The 20,434-nt window shown below is 62.1% G+C and carries 27 protein-coding genes; 13 read left to right on the forward strand and 14 right to left on the reverse strand.

What is annotated here, in order from left to right; translation table 11 throughout:
• Positions 1-4: 4 nt before the first annotated feature.
• Positions 5-691, reverse strand: a complete 687-nt coding sequence (locus AABA34_RS09910) for a nitroreductase family protein (RefSeq protein WP_338302477.1) — start codon at positions 689-691, stop codon at positions 5-7.
• A 93-nt stretch (positions 692-784) separates the two neighbouring features.
• Here AABA34_RS09910 and AABA34_RS09915 point away from each other — a divergent pair, with 93 nt between their 5' ends.
• Positions 785-1,576 (forward strand): Coq4 family protein, encoded by a 792-nt coding sequence (locus tag AABA34_RS09915; RefSeq protein ID WP_338302478.1) that lies wholly within the window; start codon positions 785-787, stop codon positions 1,574-1,576.
• Positions 1,577-1,580: 4 nt separating this feature from the next.
• On the opposite strand, the gene AABA34_RS09920 is transcribed toward AABA34_RS09915, so the two are convergent.
• Entirely contained in the window at positions 1,581-2,105 is a 525-nt protein-coding gene (locus tag AABA34_RS09920; protein WP_338302479.1) for a TetR/AcrR family transcriptional regulator, read from the reverse strand.
• Positions 2,106-2,160: 55 nt separating this feature from the next.
• Between AABA34_RS09920 and AABA34_RS09925 the strand changes: the two genes are divergently transcribed.
• Complete coding sequence (locus AABA34_RS09925) at positions 2,161-2,772, forward strand: hypothetical protein (RefSeq protein WP_338302480.1); 612 nt, start codon at positions 2,161-2,163, stop codon at positions 2,770-2,772.
• Here the strand turns inward: AABA34_RS09925 and AABA34_RS09930 are convergent.
• Genes AABA34_RS09930 through AABA34_RS09945 form a run of 4 tightly spaced genes read right to left on the reverse strand, consistent with a single transcriptional unit; the run spans position 2,769 to position 6,460 of the window.
• Positions 2,769-3,107 carry a DUF6122 family protein gene (locus tag AABA34_RS09930; RefSeq protein WP_338302481.1) on the reverse strand — a complete coding sequence of 113 codons (339 nt, stop codon included), beginning with the start codon at positions 3,105-3,107 and terminating at the stop codon, positions 2,769-2,771. The genes AABA34_RS09925 and AABA34_RS09930 overlap by 4 nt on opposite strands.
• Entirely contained in the window at positions 3,092-5,344 is a 2,253-nt protein-coding gene (gene purL / locus AABA34_RS09935; protein WP_338302482.1) for a phosphoribosylformylglycinamidine synthase subunit PurL, read from the reverse strand. Before purL ends, AABA34_RS09930 begins: the two co-directional genes overlap by 16 nt.
• Positions 5,345-5,360: 16 nt before the next feature.
• The gene (locus AABA34_RS09940) at positions 5,361-6,035 is read right to left on the reverse strand and encodes a hypothetical protein (protein ID WP_338302483.1); all 675 of its coding nucleotides are present in this window, start codon (positions 6,033-6,035) and stop codon (positions 5,361-5,363) included.
• Positions 6,036-6,058: 23 nt separating this feature from the next.
• A complete protein-coding gene (locus AABA34_RS09945; protein WP_338302484.1) occupies positions 6,059-6,460 on the reverse strand; it encodes a DUF2177 family protein in 402 nt (133 codons plus the stop codon).
• A 105-nt stretch (positions 6,461-6,565) separates the two neighbouring features.
• Here AABA34_RS09945 and AABA34_RS09950 point away from each other — a divergent pair, with 105 nt between their 5' ends.
• From AABA34_RS09950 to AABA34_RS09995, 10 genes are all read left to right on the forward strand, one after another.
• Positions 6,566-6,835 (forward strand): exodeoxyribonuclease VII small subunit, encoded by a 270-nt coding sequence (locus AABA34_RS09950; protein ID WP_252257704.1) that lies wholly within the window; start codon positions 6,566-6,568, stop codon positions 6,833-6,835.
• Between the two features lies 1 nt (position 6,836).
• On the forward strand, positions 6,837-7,751 hold the full coding sequence (locus AABA34_RS09955) for a polyprenyl synthetase family protein (protein ID WP_338302485.1): 915 nt from the start codon (positions 6,837-6,839) through the stop codon (positions 7,749-7,751).
• Between the two features lie 45 nt (positions 7,752-7,796).
• A complete protein-coding gene (gene coaD, locus AABA34_RS09960; protein ID WP_338302486.1) occupies positions 7,797-8,309 on the forward strand; it encodes a pantetheine-phosphate adenylyltransferase in 513 nt (170 codons plus the stop codon).
• 92 nt (positions 8,310-8,401) lie between these two features.
• Entirely contained in the window at positions 8,402-9,112 is a 711-nt protein-coding gene (locus AABA34_RS09965; protein ID WP_338302487.1) for a peptidylprolyl isomerase, read from the forward strand.
• Between the two features lie 45 nt (positions 9,113-9,157).
• Positions 9,158-10,195 carry a tRNA preQ1(34) S-adenosylmethionine ribosyltransferase-isomerase QueA gene (gene queA / locus AABA34_RS09970; protein ID WP_338302488.1) on the forward strand — a complete coding sequence of 346 codons (1,038 nt, stop codon included), beginning with the start codon at positions 9,158-9,160 and terminating at the stop codon, positions 10,193-10,195.
• 42 nt (positions 10,196-10,237) lie between these two features.
• On the forward strand, positions 10,238-11,179 hold the full coding sequence (locus tag AABA34_RS09975; RefSeq protein WP_338302489.1) for an ABC transporter ATP-binding protein: 942 nt from the start codon (positions 10,238-10,240) through the stop codon (positions 11,177-11,179).
• On the forward strand, positions 11,176-11,946 hold the full coding sequence (locus AABA34_RS09980; protein WP_338302490.1) for an ABC transporter permease: 771 nt from the start codon (positions 11,176-11,178) through the stop codon (positions 11,944-11,946). The genes AABA34_RS09975 and AABA34_RS09980 overlap by 4 nt, the downstream gene beginning before the upstream one ends.
• A 166-nt stretch (positions 11,947-12,112) precedes the next feature.
• Positions 12,113-12,640, forward strand: coding sequence for a hypothetical protein (locus AABA34_RS09985; protein ID WP_338302491.1), 528 nt, complete (start codon positions 12,113-12,115; stop codon positions 12,638-12,640).
• 118 nt (positions 12,641-12,758) lie between these two features.
• Complete coding sequence (gene tgt / locus AABA34_RS09990; RefSeq protein WP_338302492.1) at positions 12,759-13,889, forward strand: tRNA guanosine(34) transglycosylase Tgt; 1,131 nt, start codon at positions 12,759-12,761, stop codon at positions 13,887-13,889.
• Between the two features lie 3 nt (positions 13,890-13,892).
• On the forward strand, positions 13,893-14,195 hold the full coding sequence (locus tag AABA34_RS09995; RefSeq protein ID WP_034954745.1) for a chorismate mutase: 303 nt from the start codon (positions 13,893-13,895) through the stop codon (positions 14,193-14,195).
• Here AABA34_RS09995 and AABA34_RS10000 read toward each other — a convergent pair.
• The 8 genes from AABA34_RS10000 to AABA34_RS10035 all read right to left on the reverse strand — a co-directional run bounded on the left by AABA34_RS10000 (position 14,192) and on the right by AABA34_RS10035 (position 19,588).
• The gene (locus AABA34_RS10000; protein ID WP_034953945.1) at positions 14,192-14,827 is read right to left on the reverse strand and encodes an NAD(P)H-dependent oxidoreductase; all 636 of its coding nucleotides are present in this window, start codon (positions 14,825-14,827) and stop codon (positions 14,192-14,194) included. The genes AABA34_RS09995 and AABA34_RS10000 overlap by 4 nt on opposite strands.
• 102 nt (positions 14,828-14,929) lie before the next feature.
• The gene (rpsD, locus tag AABA34_RS10005; RefSeq protein WP_034953946.1) at positions 14,930-15,544 is read right to left on the reverse strand and encodes a 30S ribosomal protein S4; all 615 of its coding nucleotides are present in this window, start codon (positions 15,542-15,544) and stop codon (positions 14,930-14,932) included.
• Between the two features lie 203 nt (positions 15,545-15,747).
• Positions 15,748-16,077 carry a hypothetical protein gene (locus AABA34_RS10010; RefSeq protein WP_338302493.1) on the reverse strand — a complete coding sequence of 110 codons (330 nt, stop codon included), beginning with the start codon at positions 16,075-16,077 and terminating at the stop codon, positions 15,748-15,750.
• Positions 16,078-16,163: 86 nt separating this feature from the next.
• Positions 16,164-16,481: a hypothetical protein gene (locus AABA34_RS10015; protein WP_338302494.1), complete on the reverse strand. Its 318-nt coding sequence runs from the start codon at positions 16,479-16,481 to the stop codon at positions 16,164-16,166.
• Between the two features lie 83 nt (positions 16,482-16,564).
• Positions 16,565-17,323, reverse strand: coding sequence for an RNA methyltransferase (locus tag AABA34_RS10020; protein ID WP_338302495.1), 759 nt, complete (start codon positions 17,321-17,323; stop codon positions 16,565-16,567).
• 4 nt (positions 17,324-17,327) lie between these two features.
• Positions 17,328-17,789: a transcriptional regulator NrdR gene (gene nrdR / locus AABA34_RS10025; protein WP_338302496.1), complete on the reverse strand. Its 462-nt coding sequence runs from the start codon at positions 17,787-17,789 to the stop codon at positions 17,328-17,330.
• 12 nt (positions 17,790-17,801) lie between these two features.
• A complete protein-coding gene (gene glyA / locus AABA34_RS10030) occupies positions 17,802-19,112 on the reverse strand; it encodes a serine hydroxymethyltransferase (RefSeq protein WP_338302497.1) in 1,311 nt (436 codons plus the stop codon).
• Complete coding sequence (locus AABA34_RS10035; protein ID WP_034953953.1) at positions 19,109-19,588, reverse strand: RpiB/LacA/LacB family sugar-phosphate isomerase; 480 nt, start codon at positions 19,586-19,588, stop codon at positions 19,109-19,111. Before AABA34_RS10035 ends, glyA begins: the two co-directional genes overlap by 4 nt.
• Positions 19,589-19,705: 117 nt before the next feature.
• Between AABA34_RS10035 and AABA34_RS10040 the strand changes: the two genes are divergently transcribed.
• Complete coding sequence (locus AABA34_RS10040) at positions 19,706-20,434, forward strand: hypothetical protein (RefSeq protein WP_338302498.1); 729 nt, start codon at positions 19,706-19,708, stop codon at positions 20,432-20,434.

Raw genomic sequence — 20,434 nt, forward strand, 5'->3', positions numbered from 1 at the left:
CGTTTCAGAGCCAGCTTGAAATCTGGCTCAACGGTTTTTTCTTCAGGGCATGGGCGGGGACGGTTGCGTCCTCGCTCGGCCTGCCGACCACCACGATCATCAGCGGCTTTTCCCATTCGGGCCGCCCGCATGCTTCGCGTAGGAAGCCCATGGGCGAGGGCGTGTGGGTCAGCGTGGCGAGCCCCGCTTCGTGCAGGGTCGCAATCAGCATTCCGCAGGCAATGCCGACGCTTTCGTTGACGTAGTAATTCTGCGTCTTGCCGTCTTCCTCGATCCCGCCCTTGCGCTGCGCGAAGACGACGATGAGGTAGGGCGCGGTTTCAAGGAAGGGTTTGTCCGCATCGGTGCCCAGATCCCTGAGCGCGCCGAGCCATTCCTCGCTCGCCTTGGGATCACCGCCGTCCTCTCCGTAAAAGCGCCGCTCTTCCGCTTCGGCGGCTTCGCGGATGGCGCGCTTCTTTTCCGGCGATCGCACAACGGCGAAGTGCCAGGGTTGGTGGTTCGCGCCATTGGGGGCGGTCCCGGCCGCTTCGATCGCAGCCTCGATCACTTCGCGCGGGACGGGCGCGTCGGAGAAATACCGACAGGTGCGCCGTTGCTTCAGCCGGTCACGCAAGGATTGCGCACGCGCCACGCTTTCGTGATCAGGCAGGGTTTCGAGCGAATAGGGGACGGTTTCATGCGTTTTCATAGGCCGCCGCTATCACCCTTTCCCTGCGCAAAGTGAAGTGGACAATTAACTGACAGAGGTGTAAGTAGCGCGTGTTGAGAGCAGGAGTCCCCGATGGCTTTGATTGATCGTCCGCTGGTATCGCCCGACCGCAAGATCGCCGGTTTCCAACCGGGCAAGGTGCTGCGCCACTTCGCCAAGCTGGTCGAGGACAAGGAAGACACCGAACAGGTGTTCCACATCATCGAGGCGACCAAGGGCCGCAAGAGCCATCGTCAGGCATGGGATTTCATCCGTTCGCCCGAAGGCCAGCGGTTCCTGCGCGACGAAGTCGATATTCCCGCCATGCTCGACGATCACGCCCGCTGGGCCGATCTGCCGGAAAATTCGGTGGGCAAACATTACATGGCCTTCATGAAGCGCGAAGGCCTGTCCGCCGCCGGACTGGTTGCGGAAAGCCACAAATGGGCGCCGCCCGAATCCCGTCCCGACGATCTCACCGAATGGTATTTCAACCGCCTGCGCGACACGGATGATCTGTTTCACGTTTTGACCGGCTATGGCCGCGATGCCTTGGGCGAGGCGTGCCTCTTGGGCTTCAGCTATTCGCAGAACCACAACAAGGGCATCCTGTTCATCGCCTACGCCGGTGCGCGCCAGATCAAGAAGGTGACCGGCACCGCCGCGCCGCTGTTCTCCGCCGTGCGCGAAGGGCAGCGTCTGGGCAAGGCCGCGGCCAAGCTGGCGCATATGGATGTCGAAGCGGTGATGCGCGAAGATATCGACGCCGCTCGCGTGCGGCTCAGCATCGGCAAGCCGGTGATCTACCGCCAGTGCCTTGCCGAATTGCAGAGCGAAGGCTTTGCCGAGGAAACACTCGGTCTGTCGGAAGCCCAAGCCGCTTAGGCGATCAGGCTTGCAATATCGCCTGGCCCGTCTTGAGCAGCCGGGTCGCCAGTTCTTCCGGTCTAGCCGAAAGCTGGCCCGCCACCCACGCGCCAAGCGCGGCCATCACCGTTCCGGCGATCAGGATCGCGTGGAGCCGCGCGTCGGTTTTTCCTTCGAGCTCCTGCAACAACAGCCGCGACAATAGCTTTTCCGTCCGGTCGGCACTGGGGCCTGCCAGCAGATCGCGGCCACGCTCGCGGTTTTCGTAAATGTGCTCTAGCAGCCAGACCATGTCCTCCCGATCATCGGCACCGACAATGGCCTTCGCGATTCGGCCAAGCAGCATCGAAAGGCTTTCATCGAACAGCGCTTCGACCCCGTCGAAGTGATCGTAGAAAGTGCTGCGCGCCACTCCGGCTTCGGCAACGATTTCGGCAACGCGCGGGCGTTTGCTTTCGCCTTCAAGCAACAGTCGATTGAAGGTCGAGACGATCTGCGCGCGGGTGGTGTCGCGGGTTGAACCGGACTTTTGCCCGACATTGTTCATTGTTGTCACTCCCGCATTGGCGCCATTGATTGCCGACCAAGAAGGAAGGCTAATCATGGATATCGAGAAACTGCAATCCTTGCGCCCCACCGGGATCGCGCTGGCCGCGTCGGCGCTGTTGGCGGTGGTGCTGATGCATCATCATCCGCACGGCGGCGACGGTCCGGGTCTGATCCGAGGGGTTCATGGAGCGCTGCTCGCCATGATCGTGGTGCAACCGGCGGTGATGGCGTTGCTCGCACGGGCGCTGGGATGGAACCTCAAGACCGCTCTGGGGCTTGGCCTTGTAATCGTCGGGACGCTGGGGGCGCTTGTCGCAGGAACAATCAACGGCTTTGTCGTGCCTGCAATCGCCGAATATCCGGCGGATGTGATCGGGCCGGGCATCGGTGAACTGGCTTGGGAGATAAACCAGCAATTCGCGCGCAATGGTGCGGTGGCGATGGGGGCGGGGATCGCCTGCTTTTCCGTCGCGCTGTGGCAATCAGGCTGGCGGGTGACCGGGGCGCTGGGTGTTGTTGCAGGACTGGTGCCAGCGGTGCTGCTTGTCGCCGGGGTTATTGACATGCGGTTTTACGGGGCGATGGCGACTTACATCGCGCAGCTCGCATGGCTGGTCCTGCTCGGCATTGTCATGGTGCGGCAGGGGCAGTCTCAGGCGGCTTAAAGCCCCTGCATCGTGCAATCGCCGTAATCGACCGCGAGGTGCCATAGCGCGCCCAGAGCAAAGGCGCGCACCCACCATCGCGGCACCAGCAGCAGAGCGAGATAGGCAAACGCGGCTTCCCACCCGTGCAGCAGGTGGAAGCCGATGCTGCACCGGTTGGGATCAAAGATCGGATCAGCCAGCAGATGATCGAGATCGATCAGGTTCGCCGCGACCATCACCGCCCCGCTGCGTTTCCATTCGCCGCGCCAGATCTGCGCGGCGATCAGGAACGGGACGATGAAATGCCCGCCGTAATGCAGCAGGGGCTGAAGAAGCTCTATGCTTCCATCCATTCGGCAAAGAAGCTTTCGTGCGCCGCCCGCATGTCAGCCAGCGATACGCCAAGCAGGCTGTCGCCGCCGACGGTGCCGATGCGGTGGAAGCCCACCAGTTCGGCCTCGGCAATCTCCGGCCCGCGTGCGAGTTCGGCGTTGAAGGCTTCGAATTGCTCGGGCGAAACGGTGACGATATAGCGCGCCTGATCCTCGCCAAACCACCATTGTGCGGCGGTGTAGTCGGTGCTGGCGGCGACTTCGGCGCCGATCCCGCCGCTCATCGCCATTTCAGCCAGCGCCACGGCGAGCCCGCCGTCGGACAGATCGTGCACCGCATTGACCAGACCATCGCGGATTAGAGCCCGCACGATGTGACCCGCACCGAGTTCTGCTGCGAGATCAACCGGCGGAGCGCGGCCTTCGTCACGGCCCTTGACCACATCGAGCCACAGCGACTTGCCGAGGTGCGAGCGGGTCGGATCGGGCTTGGCCCAGAATTCGGGCGCGATCAGATAGATCGCATCGCCTTCACCCTTGAACGCCGGTGTCACCATCACGCTGGCGTCTTCGAGAATGCCGACGCCGCCGATTGCCGGGGTGGGCAGGATCGCGCTGCCGCCGCCGGTCGCCTTGCTTTCATTATAGAGCGAGACGTTGCCCGACACGATCGGGAAATCGAGCGCGCGGCAGGCGTCGCCCATGCCTTCGAGTGCGTGGACGAACTGGCTCATGATCTCGGGCCGCTGCGGGTTCGCGAAATTGAGGCAGTTGGTCACCGCCAGCGGACGCGCACCGACCGCGCACAGGTTGCGATAAGCCTCTGCAATGGCCTGCTTGCCGCCTTCATACGGATCGGCATGGACATAGCGCGGGGTGCAATCGGTGCTGATCGCCAGCGCCTTCCCGGTGCCGTGAACGCGCACGACAGCCGCATCGCCCCCGGTCTGGAGCGTGTCGGCCATCACTTGGCTGTCATACTGTTCGGCGATCCACCGGCGCGAAGCGAGGTTGGGGCTGGCAAGCATCTTGAGCAGGTCCGCGCCCGGATTGTCGGTATCGGGCACGTCCTGCATCGGGGTGATGCCCGCCCATGCGGTGTATTCCTCTTTCGACAGGTACGGACGATCATATTCGGGCGCATCGGCTGCCAGCGGGCCGAGCGGAATGTCGCAGACGACTTCGCCATTGAATTCCAGCACCATGTGGCGGGTGTCGGTCACTTCGCCGATCACCGCGAAATCGAGCTCCCACTTGCGGAAGATCGCTTCGGCCATGGCTTCCTTGCCGGGTTTGAGCACCATGAGCATCCGCTCCTGGCTTTCCGACAGCATCATTTCATAAGGCGTCATGCCCTCTTCGCGGCAAGGCACCTTGTTCATGTCGAGCCGGATGCCGGCCTTGCCGTTGGTGGCCATTTCGACGCTGGAGGAGGTGAGGCCAGCCGCGCCCATATCCTGGATCGCGACGATCGCATCGGTCGCCATCAGTTCAAGACACGCCTCGATCAGCAGTTTTTCGGTGAAGGGATCGCCGACCTGCACCGTTGGGCGCTTGGCTTCGGCGTCTTCCTCGAAATCGGCAGAAGCCATGGTCGCACCGTGGATGCCGTCACGCCCGGTCTTTGACCCCACATAGACGATCGGATTGCCGACGCCGGTGGCGGCGGAATAGAAAATCTTGTCCGCATCGGCGATGCCGACGGTCATGGCGTTGACGAGGATGTTGCCATCATAGGCGGGGTGGAAATTCGTCTCTCCGCCCACGGTCGGCACGCCCACGCAATTGCCGTATCCGCCGATTCCCGCGACCACGCCCTGCACAAGATGCTTCATCTTCGGGTGATCGGGCCGACCGAAACGCAGCGCGTTCATGTTCGCCACGGGCCGCGCGCCCATGGTGAAGACATCGCGCAAAATGCCGCCAACGCCCGTCGCCGCGCCCTGATAGGGTTCGATGTAGGAGGGGTGGTTGTGGCTCTCCATCTTGAAGATCGCCGCCTGGCCATCGCCAATGTCGATCACGCCCGCGTTCTCGCCCGGACCGCAGATTACCCACGGTGCCTCTGTAGGCAGTTTCTTGAGATGCAAGCGGCTCGACTTGTAGCTGCAATGCTCGGACCACATGACCGAGAAGATGCCGAGCTCCACAAGGTTGGGCTCGCGGCCAAGCGCATTGAGAACGCGCTCGTATTCCTCGGGCGAAAGGCCGTGCTGTTCGACGGTTTCAGGGGTGATCTGGCGGGTGTCTGTGGTCATGGGCGAAGCCCATAGGTCACAGTCTCGCCATCGCCAAGCCACGACGATGCATGAAGTAACGATTCTTCCCCACCCAGAACGCCAGCGCCGTCACCACGCCAAATGCGAACAGCGCCTGGATGTAGAGAAACAGGCCCGCCGCATCCGGGTGCGGCGCAAACCAGTTGAACGCCTGCAACAGCAGCAGGACGGCCATCAGGATCAGGGGCTGGCCCAGCGGGCCGCGCGATCGCATGATGTAAAACAGGAAGGCGCCAAGCGTGATGCCGATTTCGAGTGGCATCGCGACTTCCGGGAAATTCCACAGGCCAAGGCCATAGGTTTCCGGCCCGCCTGCCAGAGTGAGATCGGGGCGGTGGGTCAGCCAGTCCAGCCCCCAGTGCGACAGCACAACGCCTGCCGTAAGCAACCCTGCAATACTGTCGCGGTGCCAGATCGCCACGCCAATCGCGAACACCATCGCCCAGATCGCCGCCCCGGCAAGGCTGTGGGTGTAGGGCATGAAATAAAGGTCGAACGGCACCATCACCGTCGCATCGGGATCAATCCGCATTTTCTCGATGCCAAGGGTGGCAAGGCCGAAGAACCCCCAGTCCACCAGCTGCGCCGCGACGAAATAGGTCCCCAGCTTGGGTCCGCGCGAATAGGCGGCTGCAGCTAGGAATGCCGGTGCGAAATGACCAATGAACATGCGTGCGCCCTGTAGTTGTTATGTCAGTCGGTGTATTTGAGCGTGATCCAGGTAACGATCGCACTGGTCGTGCCAGTCGCAAACGCGCCCCATGCAATGTCGGCCAGCGTCACATGGGTGGCCCACACCTTGAACACCGCCTGGCTCGTCAGGTCGAATGTGGCGTAGCACAGCCCGCCCAATAGCACGCCGTTGAGCAGTGCCACGCTGACCTTGCCCGATTCGACGCCGGGGCGCACCGCGAACCAGATCGTCCCGAGCAGGTAGATGACGTAGAAAGCGCCCGCTGCGATCATGTCGAATTCGTCGGCCATGATTTCGCCGATTACCGGGCGATAGAGATTGTCCGCGGCCCAGCGCAGCCACATAGCGTCCAGCAATCCGAAGATCACAGCCGCGCACAGCGCGGCGATTATCCACCTCATTTGATGCGTTTCCCCGTTTGTTTTTCGATTTGGCCGGCGATTGGACGGCTGAACCCCTTGATCGAACCTTGACCGGGCTTGGCTGCACCGTCAATGCTCCGCTGCATGGACGAGGGAAACAGTTCCGCCACCGGCGCGGATGACATTTCGCAATTGACCTTTGAGCAGGCGCTGGTTGCGCTGGAGGAAATCGTGCAGCAGCTTGAGCGCGGCGACGTCCCGCTCGACCAGTCGATTTCGCTTTATGAACGTGGCGAGAAATTGCGCAGCGCGTGCCAGCAACGGCTCGATGCGGCGCAGGCCCGGATCGAGAAGATCGTTGCCGGGGCCGATGGCAGGCCCAGCGGCACCGTCCCGCTTGACGGAGGCAATTAAGGTGAACGTCGTCGGCGCCGAAGGAAACCTGCTCAGGGACAATCTCAAGCGGGTTCAGGAAGAGGTCGATTCGGTCTTTGACGCCTTCATGCCCGTGCCCGCTGACACGCGCGCCCGGCTCGTCGAGGCGATGCGTTATGCTGCGATCGGCGGCGGCAAGCGTGTACGCCCGCTGCTGGTGGTGAGCACTTCGGAATTGTTCGGGGTCGATCGCAACGCTGCGCTGCGCGCCGGCACGGCGGTGGAGGCAATTCACGTCTATTCGCTGATCCACGATGATCTGCCGTGCATGGATGATGACGATCTGCGCCACGGCAAACCGACCGTGCACAAGGTCTATGACGAGGCAACCGCTGTGCTGGCGGGCGATGCGCTGCACGCGCTGGCGTTCGAGATTTTGGCTGATCCGGGGACTTGCAGCGATCCCTTCGTCCGGTCCGAACTGATAACCACTCTGGGCACAGCCAGCGGCATGAACGGCATGGCGGGCGGCCAGATGATGGACATGGTCGCCGACGAAGAAGGCGTCGAATACGATCTCCACACCATCACCCGGCTGCAACAGTTGAAGACCGGCGCGCTTCTGGCGGCGAGCGTGGAGATGGGCGCGATCCTTGGCCGCGTTGCGCCCGATGGCCGCGCGCATCTGCGCGCCTATGCCCGCGACATCGGCCTTGCGTTCCAGATTGCCGATGATCTGCTCGATGTGGAGGGCGATCAGGAAAAGGCGGGCAAGGCGCTGCGCAAGGATGACGAACAGGGCAAGCAGACGTTTGTCACGCTGATGGGCGTGGAGAAGGCCCGCGAACAGGCGCGCGCGCTGGTGGATCAGGCAATCGCCCACCTCGGCAGCCACGGCAAGGAAGCCGACACGCTGCGCGCGCTGGCGCGGTTTATCGTCGAGCGGGACAGATAACGGGAAAGCCGGGCAAAGAACCCGGCGGAGCGAGAGGAATAGAACATGACACGCCGCGTCGGGATCTATCCCGGAACATTCGACCCTATCACTCTGGGCCATGCCGATATCATCCGGCGCGGGGCCAAGCTGGTGGACGATCTGATTATCGGGGTGACGACCAACCCGTCGAAGAACCCGATGTTCTCGACCGAGGAACGCTTTTCCATGGTGGAGCGCGAGGTGAAGGACATGGGCCTCGACAACGTCAGGGTCGTCGGATTCAACGCGCTGCTGGTGAAGTTCGCGCAGAAGCAGGGTGCATCGGTGATTATCCGCGGGCTGCGCGCCGTCGCGGATTTCGAATACGAATACCAGATGGCGGGCATGAACCAGCAGCTCGACGACAATATCGAAACCGTATTCCTGATGGCCGATGTCTCGCTGCAACCGATCGCGTCGAAACTGGTCAAGGAAATCGCGATCTACGGCGGCGACATCACCCCCTTCGTCAGCGCGCCCGTGCGCGAGGAAGTGGTTGCACGGGTCGACCAGATCGGGCGCAAGGGCGATTATTAAGACTGGTGACGTTCACCCAGTCATTCATTGAAGTGTCAGCCGCACACGGTTAGATGCTGCTGCACAATCCGGATCACAAGATGAAGACCGCAATGCTGAAAAACACTCTTGGCGCTTTTGCCGCGCTCGCGCTGCTTACCATTCCTGCCACCGCCTTTGCGCAAAGCGACGAGGGCGATCAGGACACTTCGCGCGATGACGAAGTCGCCGCCAAGGAAGTCGACCGCCGGACCTATCCCGATATCGTCTATGATCAAAGCGTGGAGCCGGAAAACGTCTGGGTGCTCGATCTGTCCAATGGCGAGCGGGTGAAGATCCGCCTGATGAAGGAATGGGCGCCCAAGCATGTCGAGCGGATCAAGACGCTGACCCAGCAGGGCTTTTACGACGGCATCATCTTCCACCGCGTGATTGACGGCTTCATGGCGCAGGGCGGCGATCCGACGGGCACCGGGCAGGGTGGGTCTGAACTTCCCGACCTCGAAGAGGAATTCAATCCGATGCCGCATGTGCGCGGCAGCGTGGCGATGGCCCGCGCGAATGAGGAAAACAGCGCAAACAGCCAGTTCTTCATCGTGTTCTATCCGCGTTTCAGCCTCGACAAGCGGTACACCAATTTCGGCCGCGTGATCGAGAACATGGCCGCTGTCGATGCGATCAACCGCGGGGAGCCGCCGCAGAACCCGACGCGCATCCTGCAGGCATCGCTGCTGAGCGATGGCAAACCGAAGCCGGTCGCCGCGCCGCAACCGCAGCCCGAAGCGGAAATCACCGCCGATCTGCTCAACGCGCCGCTGCAGTAGAAACAGGCTTCCGCAGGGCGCGCGCAGGCACTAGACGCGCGTGCCATGCGTGTTGACCTGTTCGATTTCGACCTTCCGCAAGACCTGATCGCGCTGCGCCCGGTGCGCCCGCGCGATGCTGCGCGCATGCTGCTGGTGCGCGGGCAGGAAGCTGCTTTCGAAGACAAGGGTGTGCTGGACCTGCCCGGCCTGCTCGAACCAGGCGATGTGCTGGTGTTCAACGATACCCGCGTGATTCCAGCCCAGCTCGAAGGGCGGCGTGCAGGAGGCGAGGCGAGGATCGGCGCGACGCTGCACAAACGCATCGACTTGCGCCGTTGGCAGGCCTTTGTACGCAATGCCAAGCGGGTGAAGGAAGGCGACCAGATCGTTTTTGGCGGCGGCGTCACCGCGATTGCCGAAGCGCGCCATGGGGACGGATCGATCACGCTGTTCTTCGAAGGCGAGGAACCGGTCGAAGTGCTGCTGGACCGCGCCGGAACCATGCCCTTGCCGCCCTATATCGCGCAGCGGCGCGGCGTGGATGAGCAGGACCAGCAGGATTACCAGACGATGTTCGCGAAGGAGGACGGCGCGGTTGCCGCACCCACCGCTTCGCTCCATTTCACGGATCGGCTTGTCGCCGCGCTGGATGCACGCGGGATCAAGCGGGAGATGCTGACGTTGCACGTAGGCGCGGGAACGTTCCTTCCGGTGAAGGCGGACGATACCGACGATCACCAGATGCATTCCGAGTTTGGCCGTATCAATGCCGCCACTGCCGCGCGGCTCAATCAGGCGCGGGCTGAGGGCGGGCGGATCATCGCAGTGGGCACGACTTCGCTGCGGCTGCTGGAAAGCGCGGCGGATGAAAACCGGGTGATCCACGAATTCGCGGGCGACACCGATATCTTCATCACGCCGGGCTACACCTTCCGCGCGGTGGACGGATTGATGACCAATTTCCACCTGCCCAAATCGACCCTGATGATGCTGGTCAGCGCTTTGATGGGGCGCGATCGGATGATGGCGGCCTACGCCCACGCGATCACGGGCAAGTATCGCTTTTACTCCTACGGCGATTCTTCCCTGCTTCTGCCGTAGCCCAAGCTTGCAATCGGTCGTGCCTGTGCCACATGACGGGGCGTGACCGAAATTATCCTCGACATCAAGGGCCTGACCAAGGTCTACAGCGGCGGCACAAGGGCGCTGGACGGGGTGGACCTTGCCATCCGCAAGGGCGAGATCTTCGCGTTGCTCGGCCCCAATGGCGCGGGAAAGACCACTCTTATCGGCTCGGTCTGCGGGCTTGTGCGGCCAACATCAGGCACAATCACCGCTTTCGGCCATGATCTAGCGAAAGATTGGCGCTCGGCGCGGGCGCGGATTGGGCTGGTGCCGCAGGAACTCAGCACCGACATGTTCGAAACCGTCGAGCGCGCGGTAGCCTATTCGCGCGGCCTGTTCGGCCATTCCCCGGACAAGGCCCGGATCGAGGAGATCCTGCGCTCGCTCAGCCTGTGGGAGAAGCGCAGCAGCCAGATTCGAGAATTGTCGGGCGGTATGAAGCGCCGCGTCCTGATCGCCAAGGCGCTGGCGCATGAACCCGACCTGCTGTTCTTGGACGAGCCGACTGCCGGGGTCGATGTCGAACTGCGTAAGGGCATGTGGGATCAGATCGCCGCGCTGCGCGAACGCGGCACCACGATCATCCTCACCACCCATTACATCGAGGAAGCTGAACTAATGGCCGATCGGGTCGGCATCATTCGCAGCGGCCGCATCCTGATGGTGGATGACAAGGCCGAGATCATGCAGCGCATGGGAACGACCGAGGCGGTGATCGCGCTGTCGCAGCGCGTGACCAAACTGCCCGCCAGCATTGCCGCGTTCCCTGTCAGCCTGAGCGAAGACGGGATGCAACTGACCTATCGCGGAGGCGACGGCAGCGGCACGGGAAGTGAGGAAGTCGCTGCGCTGACAAAGGCGCTGGTCGCGGCGGGGATCGATTATCGCGGGATCGACATTCACGATTCCTCGCTTGAAGACATCTTCGTCGATCTTCTGAGCCAGGAGGAAGCGGCATGAGCGGCTTCAACGCCAGAGGCGCCTGGTCGATTTACCAGCGCGAACTGATGCGGGCGATGCGCACCGCATTTCAGTCGATCCTGTCGCCTGTGCTGACGACCTCGCTCTATTTCGTCGTGTTCGGCACGGTGATCGGCGCACGGATGGAGCCGATTGGAGGGGTGCCATATGGCGCATTCATCATTCCCGGCCTGCTGATGCTGACATTGTTGGGGGAGACGACCAGCAATTCCAGTTTCGGCATCTACATGCCGCGCTTTACCGGCACGATTTACGAATTGCTGTCCGCCCCGGTGGGGGTTGCCGAAACGCTGATCGGATTTGTCGGAGCGGCAGCGACCAAGGGTTTGATCCTCGCCGCGATCATCCTCGGCACGGCGACCTTCTTCGTCGATTACGAGATCGCGCATCCGGTTTACGCCATCGGCTACATCATGCTGGTCGCCGTGAGTTTTTCGCTGTTCGGCTTCATTCTCGGCATCTGGGCCGACAGTTTCGAGAAACTCGGCATCATTCCGATCCTGATCCTCACACCGCTGACTTTCCTTGGCGGCACTTTCTATTCGATCGGCGATCTGCCGGAGCCGTGGAGCACAATTGCGCTCGCCAATCCGATCGCGTTTCTGGTCAGCGGGCTGCGCTGGACATTCTATGGCACTTCGGATGTGTCAATCTGGCTTTCGCTGGGTCTGACGCTGGGATTTCTCGCGATCTGCACGGCCATCATCGCCTTCATCTTCAAGACCGGTTGGCGGCTGCGCGAGTAGGAGTTGCGCCCGCATGCGGATATCCGCACTGGTCGAACATTTCCGGCGTTTCATCGGCTCCCATGCACCCTTGGTGCATTCATTCACCTCGCAGAAATCCCCGGATTCATAGCCACTTGCATGCCGTCGCGCCCCCTGCGGCGGCAATGTGAAAGGATATGAGAACATGAGGAAAATCGCATTCACCACGCTTGCCGCGATGGGCGCGATGGCACTTCCGGCTGCGGTTCAGGCGCAGTCGAACGACACCCCCGCAGTAGAAACCTATATCGGCGCCTCTGCCGGTATTCACGATCTCGGAATCGGCCTGCCGGGCGACGATGGCGGCATTTACGGCGTCGTCGCGGGTGTGGACGTCCCGGTTGGCGATACCTTTTTTGTCGGGGCAGAGGGCAACTTCCACCTCGGCGATGGCGCGATCGACAGCGAATACGGCGTTGCAGCCCGCGCAGGCGTGCGCGTCGGCCAATCTGGCAAGCTGTTCGTTCGCGGCGGCTATCAGGAAGTCGACGTTGATCTCGGCCGGTTTGTTACCCCTGCGGTAGTCGGACTGGACGATACCGATGGCGATTACCTTGTCGGCGCTGGTGTCGAATTCGGACTTGGCGACGGCCCCATCCGGATGCGCGCAGGCGTGGACACGATCTCGTTTGATTCGACCCGCGCAACCGTGGGTCTGCTGTTCAACTTCTGATCAGCCCTTACTGATCCGATGGCAGGGGTGGTTTCGCGACCGCCCCTGCCATTTCGCCATTGCCCTCGGGCCGACTTCCCACTCGACATCCTTGGGCGAGACACTAGAGCGGGCGGCCATGGCGACCCGCTTTTCCTTCACCCTTCATGCCACTGACGGCAAGGCGCGAACCGGCGTAATCGAGATGATGCGCGGGGAAATCCGCACGCCCGCATTCATGCCCGTCGGCACCGCTGCCACGGTCAAGGCGATGAAGCCCGAAACCGTGCGCGCCACGGGTGCCGACATCATCCTTGGCAACACCTATCACCTGATGCTCCGGCCCGGAGCGGAACGGGTGGCGCGGCTTGGCGGGCTGCACCGCTTCATGAACTGGGATCGCCCGATCCTGACCGACAGCGGCGGCTATCAGGTGATGAGCCTTTCTGAGCTGCGCAAGCTGACGGAGCGGGGCGTCGAATTCCGCAGCCATATCGACGGGTCGAAGCATATGCTCACCCCTGAACGATCCATGGAAATCCAGCGGTTGCTCGGTTCCGATATCGTTATGGCGTTTGACGAATGCCCCCGTGCCGACCGTCCCCGCGACGAAATTGCCGACAGCATGGAACTCTCGATGCGCTGGGCACGCCGCAGTCGCGACGGGTTCAACAGCGGCGAGGAACATGCGGCGCGCGCCGCGCTGTTCGGGATTCAGCAAGGCGCACTTGACCGCGAATTGCGGGCTATCAGCGCGCAGAAACTGACCGACATCGGTTTCGACGGCTATGCCGTGGGCGGACTTGCCGTGGGTGAGGGGCAGGAGGCGATGTTTGGGGTGCTCGATTACGCGCCTGACATGCTTCCGGTTGATCGTCCGCGTTACCTCATGGGGGTGGGTAAGCCCGATGACCTGGTCGGCGCAGTCGAACGCGGGATCGACATGTTCGATTGCGTGCTGCCGACGCGTTCGGGGCGCAACGGGCAGGCCTTCACCTGGAACGGCCCGCTTAACCTGCGCAATGCCCGCCATGCGGAGGACACCGGCCCGCTCGACGATAAATGCGGCTGTTCCGCCTGCACCCATTATTCGCGCGCCTATCTCCACCATCTGCACAAGAGCGGCGAAATCCTTGGCGCGATGCTGGTGACGGAACACAATCTGTGGTTTTACCAAGCCTTGATGCAGGCGATGCGCGATGCCATTGGGGCGGGGCGTTTTGCCGACTTTGCCGCCGAATTCCGGCGCAACTACCTTGGAAGTACGTGATTGATGCCAAAGCTGCCCGAAGACTGTGAAACCATGATCGATGTGCGCGCGGGTGTCGATGCGACGGACCGGGAGCTGGTCGCGCTGCTTGATCGCCGCTTCGGCTACATGCGCGCTGCTGCGCGGATCAAGGGGACGCGCGATGCCGTGCGCGATGAAGAGCGCAAGGCCTATGTCATCGATCAGGCGGTGAAGGATGCAGAAGCGCGCGGCATTCCCGGAGACGTCATCGCCGACATCTGGGAGCGACTGGTCGAAGGCTCGATCGCCTATGAATTCGTCGAGTGGGACCGTATCAGGGACTAGGCCTGCTTGCGGCCAAGGAACGCGTCGAGGCGAAGCTGCTTCTTGGCCGGTTCGGCCTGCCTGACCGTTCGGGCCAGCTTCTCGATCTTCGCCGTCCATTTCGCGGCATGCTTTTCCGCACCCCCGAACTTGACCTGGCCAATCGGCAGGATGCGCACCGGCTTCATTCCGCAAAACTCGAGAATTTGTCCTTTCCAGCGCTTGATGATGGAATTGCCATAGGCCAGCCAAAGGAAGATCGGTGGGGTGTCCATGGTGATGATCACGTCGGCTGATCGTCCCGCCATGTTGCGATCCCACCATGTGTCGTTTTCGTGATAGGCAAAGGTGAAACCGGGCAGCAGCACCCGGTCCAGCAAGCCCTTCAGCAGCGCGGGTTCTGCGCCCCACCACATCGGGAACACGAAAGTGACGTGGTCGCAGGCGTCCAGTTGCTCCGCAAAGGCGGCGACATCCGGTTCCCAATCAGTGCGGATGCGATAGCCGTGGCTGAGATTTGGGGTGAACTCCATGTCGCGCACGGCGATACGGGTTACCTCGGCATCTTTTGGCAGCGCGGCCTGATAAATGTCGAGCAGGTGTGTGCAATACCTGTCCGTATCGGGATGGCCGTCAACCAGCAGCACTTTCATAGGGTTCTCCCGGAATATATCCCGCAGCATGACTGCACACAGCGCAAAAGAAAAGGGCGGCCCCGTAAGGCCGCCCTTTCTTGTTCCGGATGTGCCGAAAGATCAGCGCGAATAGAATTCGACGACCAGGTTCGGTTCCATGGTTACCGGGTAGGGCACTTCGTCGAGCTTCGGCACGCGGGTGAACTGCACCTTGTCGTTGCCGTCGGGCGCGACATAGTCAGGGATTTCACGCTCGGGCAGGCTCTGTGCTTCGATCACGAGTGCCATTTCCTTGGCCTTGTTGCCGAGGCTGATCACGTCGCCCACGTCGCAGCGACGCGAGGCGATGTTGCACTTCACGCCGTTGACGTAGATGTGGCCGTGGCTGACGAGCTGACGAGCGGCGAAGATCGTCGGCGCATACTTGGCGCGGTAAACGATCATGTCGAGACGGCGCTCGAGCAGGCCGATCAGGTTCTGGCCGGTGTCGCCCTTCATGCGAGCCGCAGCCTTGTAGGTGGCGCGGAACTGCTTTTCGGTGACATCGCCGTAATAGCCCTTGAGCTTCTGCTTGGCGCGCAGCTGCAGGCCGAAGTCGCTCATCTTGCTCTTGCGGCGCTGGCCGTGCTGGCCGGGGCCGTAGGAACGCTTGTTGACCGGGGAATTCGGGCGACCCCAGATGTTTTCACCCATCCGGCGGTCGAGTTTGTACTTGGCGCTCTTGCGCTTCGACATAAGTCTTTCCTTCAATTTGCAGGATCACCCCGATGGTGACCATTGAACCCGGCATCGCACCACAAGAGCAATTGTCTTGTGCGGCCACCGCTTCACCGGGGTGCGGGGCCAATCTGCGAAGGCGCGCCCTTAGCCGGGGCGCGTCTGCACGTCAAGTTTCAGGTGTAACCCTGCGCTCTCAGAAGCCAATCGGGCAGGTATCCCTATCGGTACGATGCGGAATAGCTGCCGGTGGCATTAAAACCCTGATTGCCGCCGAATGCGCTTCTGTCTTGTTGCGGAATGAAGGGACGCGGGCCGCCCTTTGGTGCGGTTTCGGCCAGAGCGATCGCCTGAAGCCATTCCGCTTTAGTAAGGCAGATGGACCGGTACCGTTCGTATCTTGAGCGATCGAGGCAATAGACCGAGTCCTCGCCCTGTTCGAGCACTGCAACCGCTTCTGGCGAGACGAATGTCCCACGCTTTTCGAAACGCGCATCATCAGCGGCAACGGGAACGAGCGGCAAAACCGCAGCAGCAATCAGAAAAGACATGGCGACCTCCTTCTAAGAGGTTCAAAGTTTTGCGGATTTCACCTTGCCCTTAGATGAACGGGCGTTTTCGTCCGCCCGAAGATCGATCACCGCTGCTGGTTGAGCTGGCGCCAGCCTTCCTCGGTGCGGCACACGCGGGTCTTGCGGCGGCTCGACATGTCGAGGCGGATGCTGCGGCAGATAAGCTCTTCCTCCGCTTCGGGCGCGTCGGTGGTTTCGGCCGGGGCGGCATCAGGAGCGGTGATGGCCGGGATTTCGATCACAGCCGGGGCGGTCTGCTCGTTGGCAGGTTGCTCTTGCTCGGTTTGCTGCTGAGCGGGCGCATCCTGTGCCGGGTTCGACAAGGCAGGAGCGGCGAACACAAGAGCGGCGGCAGCCGCAGCGAGCGGTGGGAGCATTTTCATCGATATTCTCACAGCTTAGGGGAGAGGGAGAGACAAGGGCTAACGAGGCGGCGCGGCCATGTCCAGCGCGGAACTGGCAGAAATCAATCGAGATTTCGCGGTTCGCGTTCAAGTGTGCTCAATATGCCGCGCAGGGTGCGAACCTCGAGATGGTTCCAGCCCGGTTTGGTCAGAACACTGCGAAGAGTGCGTGCGGTCGCTTCTCGGCGACTTGGAGGAAGGAAATACCCTCTCGGCTCCAGCAACTTCTCGAAATGCCCGATCAACCCTTCGAGCTCGTCCTGCGGGGCAGGGGGCAGGGTTTCCTCTTCGGCAGTGGGCTGGACCAGCCCGGTAGGGTCTTCGGCCAGTTCGCGCCCGATGCGCGACCATTCATAGGCCACGAGGATGACCGCCTGAGCGAGGTTCAGCGAGCCGAATTCGGGATTAATCGGCACGGTCAGGATGTGCCGGGCCAGGGCGACGTCCTCGGTTTCAAGTCCCGATGCCTCGCGCCCGAACAACACCGCGTGGCGCCCCGGATTGGCGTGCATCAGCCGCGCTGCGCCATCCGCCCCGACGACCGGCTTGGTCACTCCGCGCTTGCGCACCGTGGTCGCATAGACGTGTTCGCAATCGGCCACGGCTTCGGCGGCGGTGTCATAGATCTTTGCCTGATCCAGCACGAAATCCGCGCCCGCCGCAGCCGGCCCGGCCGAAGGGTTGGGCCAGCCGTCGCGCGGGTTGACGATGCGCATTTCGGTGAGCCCGAAATTGAGCATGGCACGCGCCGCCTTGCCGATGTTCTCGCCGAGTTGTGGGCGCACGAGGACGATGATGGGCTTGCTGGCTTCTTCGGCCACGGGTCTAATCCTTTGCCGCTTCGGCTACCGTGCTGGCGAATTCCTCAAAGTCCCTCGCTTCAGAGAAGTCGCGGTAGACGCTGGCGAAGCGGATGTAGGCGACCGAATCGATCTGCTTCAGCCCTTCCATCACCATTTCGCCGATGCGCGCTGAAGGAACCTCGGGTTCTCCGGCGGTTTCCACCTGCCGCTGAATTCCCGAGATCAGCTGGTCGATCCGCTCCTGCGTCACATTGCGTTTGCGACAGGCAAGCGCGACCGACTGTTCGATCTTGGACCGTTCAAAGGCCTCGCGCCGATCACCCGATTTCACCACGGTCACTTCGCGCAATTGCACGCGTTCAAAGGTGGTGAAGCGAGCCCCGCAGGACGAACACTGCCGACGGCGCCGGATCGAGGTGGAATCCTCGGTCGGGCGCGAATCCTTCACCTGCGTGTCGTCATGGGCGCAAAACGGGCAGCGCATGGCGGGGCCGGATCAGCTTTCCGGATAAACCGGGAAGGCCGCACAAAGCTTGGCGACTTCGCCGCGCACCTGCTCTTCGATCTGCGCGTCGCCTTCGGGGCCGTTCTTTGCAAGGCCGTCGACAACGCGGGCGATCAGTTCTCCCACCTTGCGGAATTCGACCGGGCCAAAGCCGCGGGTCGTGCCCGCGGGCGTGCCAAGGCGGATGCCGCTGGTGACGAAGGGTGAGCGGGTGTCGAATGGGATGCCGTTCTTGTTACAGGTCAGCCAGGCGCGATCGAGACCCTTTTCGGCGTCCTTGCCGGTCACGTCCTTGGACGTCAGATCGACCAGCATCGAGTGGTTGTCCGTGCCGCCCGAAACGATCCGCAGGCCGTTTTCTTCGAGGCTGGAAGCCAGCGCGCGCGCATTTTCGACGATTCGATGGGCATAAGTCTTGAACTCGGGGCGCAGCGCCTCACGGAAAGCCACCGCCTTCGCTGCAACAACGTGCATGAGCGGGCCGCCCTGCAAGCCGGGGAACACCGCCATGTTCAGCGGCTTTGTGAACTTCTCGTCATTCCACAGGATGATGCCCGAGCGGGGGCCGCGCAGGCTCTTGTGCGTGGTGGAGGTGACGATGTCGCAATGCGGGAAGGGTGAAGGGTGAGCGCCGCCCGCGACGAGGCCGGAAATGTGGCTCATGTCGCACAGCAGCACCGCGCCCACTTCATCGGCGATGGCGCGGAATGCCGGGAAGTCCCATGTGCGCGAATAGGCGGTGCCGCCGCAGATGATGATCTTTGGTTTGTGCTCGCGTGCCTTGGCGGCGACCTCGTCCATGTCGATCAATTCGTCACCCTGGCTCACGCCATAGGATACGACGTTGAACCACTTGCCGCTCATATTGACGGGTGAGCCGTGGGTGAGGTGTCCGCCTGAATTCAGGTCCAGACCCATGAAGGTGTCGCCCGGATTGAGCAGGCCGAGGAACACGGCCTGATTCATCTGGCTGCCGCTGTTGGGCTGGACGTTGGCGAAATTGCATCCGAACAGTTGCTTGGCGCGTTCGATCGCCAGCGTTTCGACCACGTCGGCATAGTCGCAGCCGCCGTAATAACGCTTGCCCGGATACCCTTCGGCGTATTTGTTGGTGAAGACGCTGCCGGTCGCTTCAAGCACAGCCTTCGAGGCGATGTTTTCCGACGCGATCAGTTCGATCTTGTCCTGCTGCCGCTTCAGCTCCTTGCCGATGGCGGCTGCGATTTCGGGATCGGCGGTGGCAAGGTCATCATGCCAGAAACCGTGCATCGGGTCGGTCGAGTGATCAGGCTGGGTGCTCATTGGTGGGTCTCGATATGGTCGGGGCCGGTGGGTGGATTGCCGAGTTTTGCGACGCGACGCTGGTGGCGGCCAGCCGGATTGTCCGCATCGGCAAAATCGGTGTTCAGGAATGTAGCTACGCAGGACTTCGCCATTTCGATGCCGACAAGTCGCGCACCAAGCGCAATGCAATTGGCGTTGTTGTGTTCCCGTGCCAGCGCCGCAGAAAGCGGCTCGGACACGTTGGCGCATCGCACCGCCGGGTGACGGTTCACCGCAATCGATATGCCGATCCCGCTGCCGCACAAGGCGATGCCGAATTGCGCGGTGCCGTCGGCCACCACTTCGGCAAGCTTGTAGCCGTAATCGGGATAATCGACGCTCTCCCCCTCGTCGGGGCCGAGGTCGGCGACTTCGTGGCCTTCGTCCATCAACCATTCGGCCAGTTCGGCCTTCAGATCAGTGGCGGCGTGATCGGATGCAATGGCTATACGCATGCGCGCTCCATAGAGGGCCTCCGGTCGCAACTCCACCCCGCGAATGCCGCTTTTCTACGCCAGAAGCAGCCTGATGCTGAGATTTCGCCGATTGTGCCTCTTGTGCCGCAGGCGATCATGTTTCATTCCTTTGGCCTGTCGCACAAGAATAGACCGGGTTTCGCATCCATGCGCACCATTCTTACAGCCTTGATACTCGCCTGCATGACGGGCCTTGCGTCGGTGCCTGCACTGGCCGATCCGGGCATGGCGGCAGAACGAGTTTCGCGCGCCGGCGCGGTGGATGACGGGCATGGCGCGGTGATCATCTCGATCCGCAGCGAGCTGTACCTGGACGATCCGTTGCAGGTGTATTTCCTGCGCGAAGGGGGCAGTATCGCCAATGATCGCGATGTCGTGCGGTTTGAGCGGCGGCAGGGCTTCTTCGCTTTCGGCAACGACACGGTCGAATACCAGATCAGGGCCTATCAGCTTGCGCCGGGCACCTACCGGCTTGTCGCGCACGGCATGAATTGTCCCAAGGTGCCTGCGGAGGACGAACGCTGCCTGATCGACGTCCAGGGGATTGCCGGGGCCGAAGTGCTCTCGCGCCCGTCGCGCGGCTATGGCGAAGATGCGCCCAGCTTCCAGGTTCGCGCGGGTTCGCTGACCGATGCGGGCGATTTTGCACTTACGGCGCGCAACACGATCGAGTGGTCGCCGATCCCGGCGCATGAAATCGACCGCGCACGCAGAGGCTTTGCCCGGTTGCCGATGGCGCCCGCGCCCGAAGTGCCCGAGGATTTCAAGCTGAAATACGGCCTTCACGCCCGGACTTTCGAGGATGATCGCTACCGGCGGTATTAG

The sequence above is a fragment of the Erythrobacter sp. Dej080120_24 genome (assembly GCF_036322605.1).
In the GTDB taxonomy this organism is placed as follows: domain Bacteria; phylum Pseudomonadota; class Alphaproteobacteria; order Sphingomonadales; family Sphingomonadaceae; genus Erythrobacter; species Erythrobacter aurantius.

Coding starts and splice junctions, on each gene's coding strand:
- tgt (WP_338302492.1), top strand. CDS start 12,759: ATGGCGACCCGCTTTTCCTTCACCCTTCATGCCACTGACGGCAAGGCG.
- AABA34_RS09995 (WP_034954745.1), top strand. CDS start 13,893: ATGCCAAAGCTGCCCGAAGACTGTGAAACCATGATCGATGTGCGCGCG.
- AABA34_RS09915 (WP_338302478.1), top strand. CDS start 785: ATGGCTTTGATTGATCGTCCGCTGGTATCGCCCGACCGCAAGATCGCC.
- AABA34_RS09980 (WP_338302490.1), top strand. CDS start 11,176: ATGAGCGGCTTCAACGCCAGAGGCGCCTGGTCGATTTACCAGCGCGAA.
- AABA34_RS09925 (WP_338302480.1), top strand. CDS start 2,161: ATGGATATCGAGAAACTGCAATCCTTGCGCCCCACCGGGATCGCGCTG.
- AABA34_RS09930 (WP_338302481.1), bottom strand. CDS start 3,107: ATGGATGGAAGCATAGAGCTTCTTCAGCCCCTGCTGCATTACGGCGGG.
- AABA34_RS10015 (WP_338302494.1), bottom strand. CDS start 16,481: ATGAAAATGCTCCCACCGCTCGCTGCGGCTGCCGCCGCTCTTGTGTTC.
- AABA34_RS10000 (WP_034953945.1), bottom strand. CDS start 14,827: ATGAAAGTGCTGCTGGTTGACGGCCATCCCGATACGGACAGGTATTGC.
- AABA34_RS09985 (WP_338302491.1), top strand. CDS start 12,113: ATGAGGAAAATCGCATTCACCACGCTTGCCGCGATGGGCGCGATGGCA.
- queA (WP_338302488.1), top strand. CDS start 9,158: ATGCGTGTTGACCTGTTCGATTTCGACCTTCCGCAAGACCTGATCGCG.
- AABA34_RS09950 (WP_252257704.1), top strand. CDS start 6,566: ATGGACGAGGGAAACAGTTCCGCCACCGGCGCGGATGACATTTCGCAA.
- AABA34_RS09920 (WP_338302479.1), bottom strand. CDS start 2,105: ATGAACAATGTCGGGCAAAAGTCCGGTTCAACCCGCGACACCACCCGC.
- coaD (WP_338302486.1), top strand. CDS start 7,797: ATGACACGCCGCGTCGGGATCTATCCCGGAACATTCGACCCTATCACT.
- purL (WP_338302482.1), bottom strand. CDS start 5,344: ATGACCACAGACACCCGCCAGATCACCCCTGAAACCGTCGAACAGCAC.
- AABA34_RS09945 (WP_338302484.1), bottom strand. CDS start 6,460: ATGAGGTGGATAATCGCCGCGCTGTGCGCGGCTGTGATCTTCGGATTG.
- rpsD (WP_034953946.1), bottom strand. CDS start 15,544: ATGTCGAAGCGCAAGAGCGCCAAGTACAAACTCGACCGCCGGATGGGT.
- nrdR (WP_338302496.1), bottom strand. CDS start 17,789: ATGCGCTGCCCGTTTTGCGCCCATGACGACACGCAGGTGAAGGATTCG.
- AABA34_RS10035 (WP_034953953.1), bottom strand. CDS start 19,588: ATGCGTATAGCCATTGCATCCGATCACGCCGCCACTGATCTGAAGGCC.
- AABA34_RS09910 (WP_338302477.1), bottom strand. CDS start 691: ATGAAAACGCATGAAACCGTCCCCTATTCGCTCGAAACCCTGCCTGAT.
- AABA34_RS10040 (WP_338302498.1), top strand. CDS start 19,706: ATGTTTCATTCCTTTGGCCTGTCGCACAAGAATAGACCGGGTTTCGCA.
- AABA34_RS09940 (WP_338302483.1), bottom strand. CDS start 6,035: ATGTTCATTGGTCATTTCGCACCGGCATTCCTAGCTGCAGCCGCCTAT.
- AABA34_RS09965 (WP_338302487.1), top strand. CDS start 8,402: ATGCTGAAAAACACTCTTGGCGCTTTTGCCGCGCTCGCGCTGCTTACC.
- AABA34_RS10010 (WP_338302493.1), bottom strand. CDS start 16,077: ATGTCTTTTCTGATTGCTGCTGCGGTTTTGCCGCTCGTTCCCGTTGCC.
- glyA (WP_338302497.1), bottom strand. CDS start 19,112: ATGAGCACCCAGCCTGATCACTCGACCGACCCGATGCACGGTTTCTGG.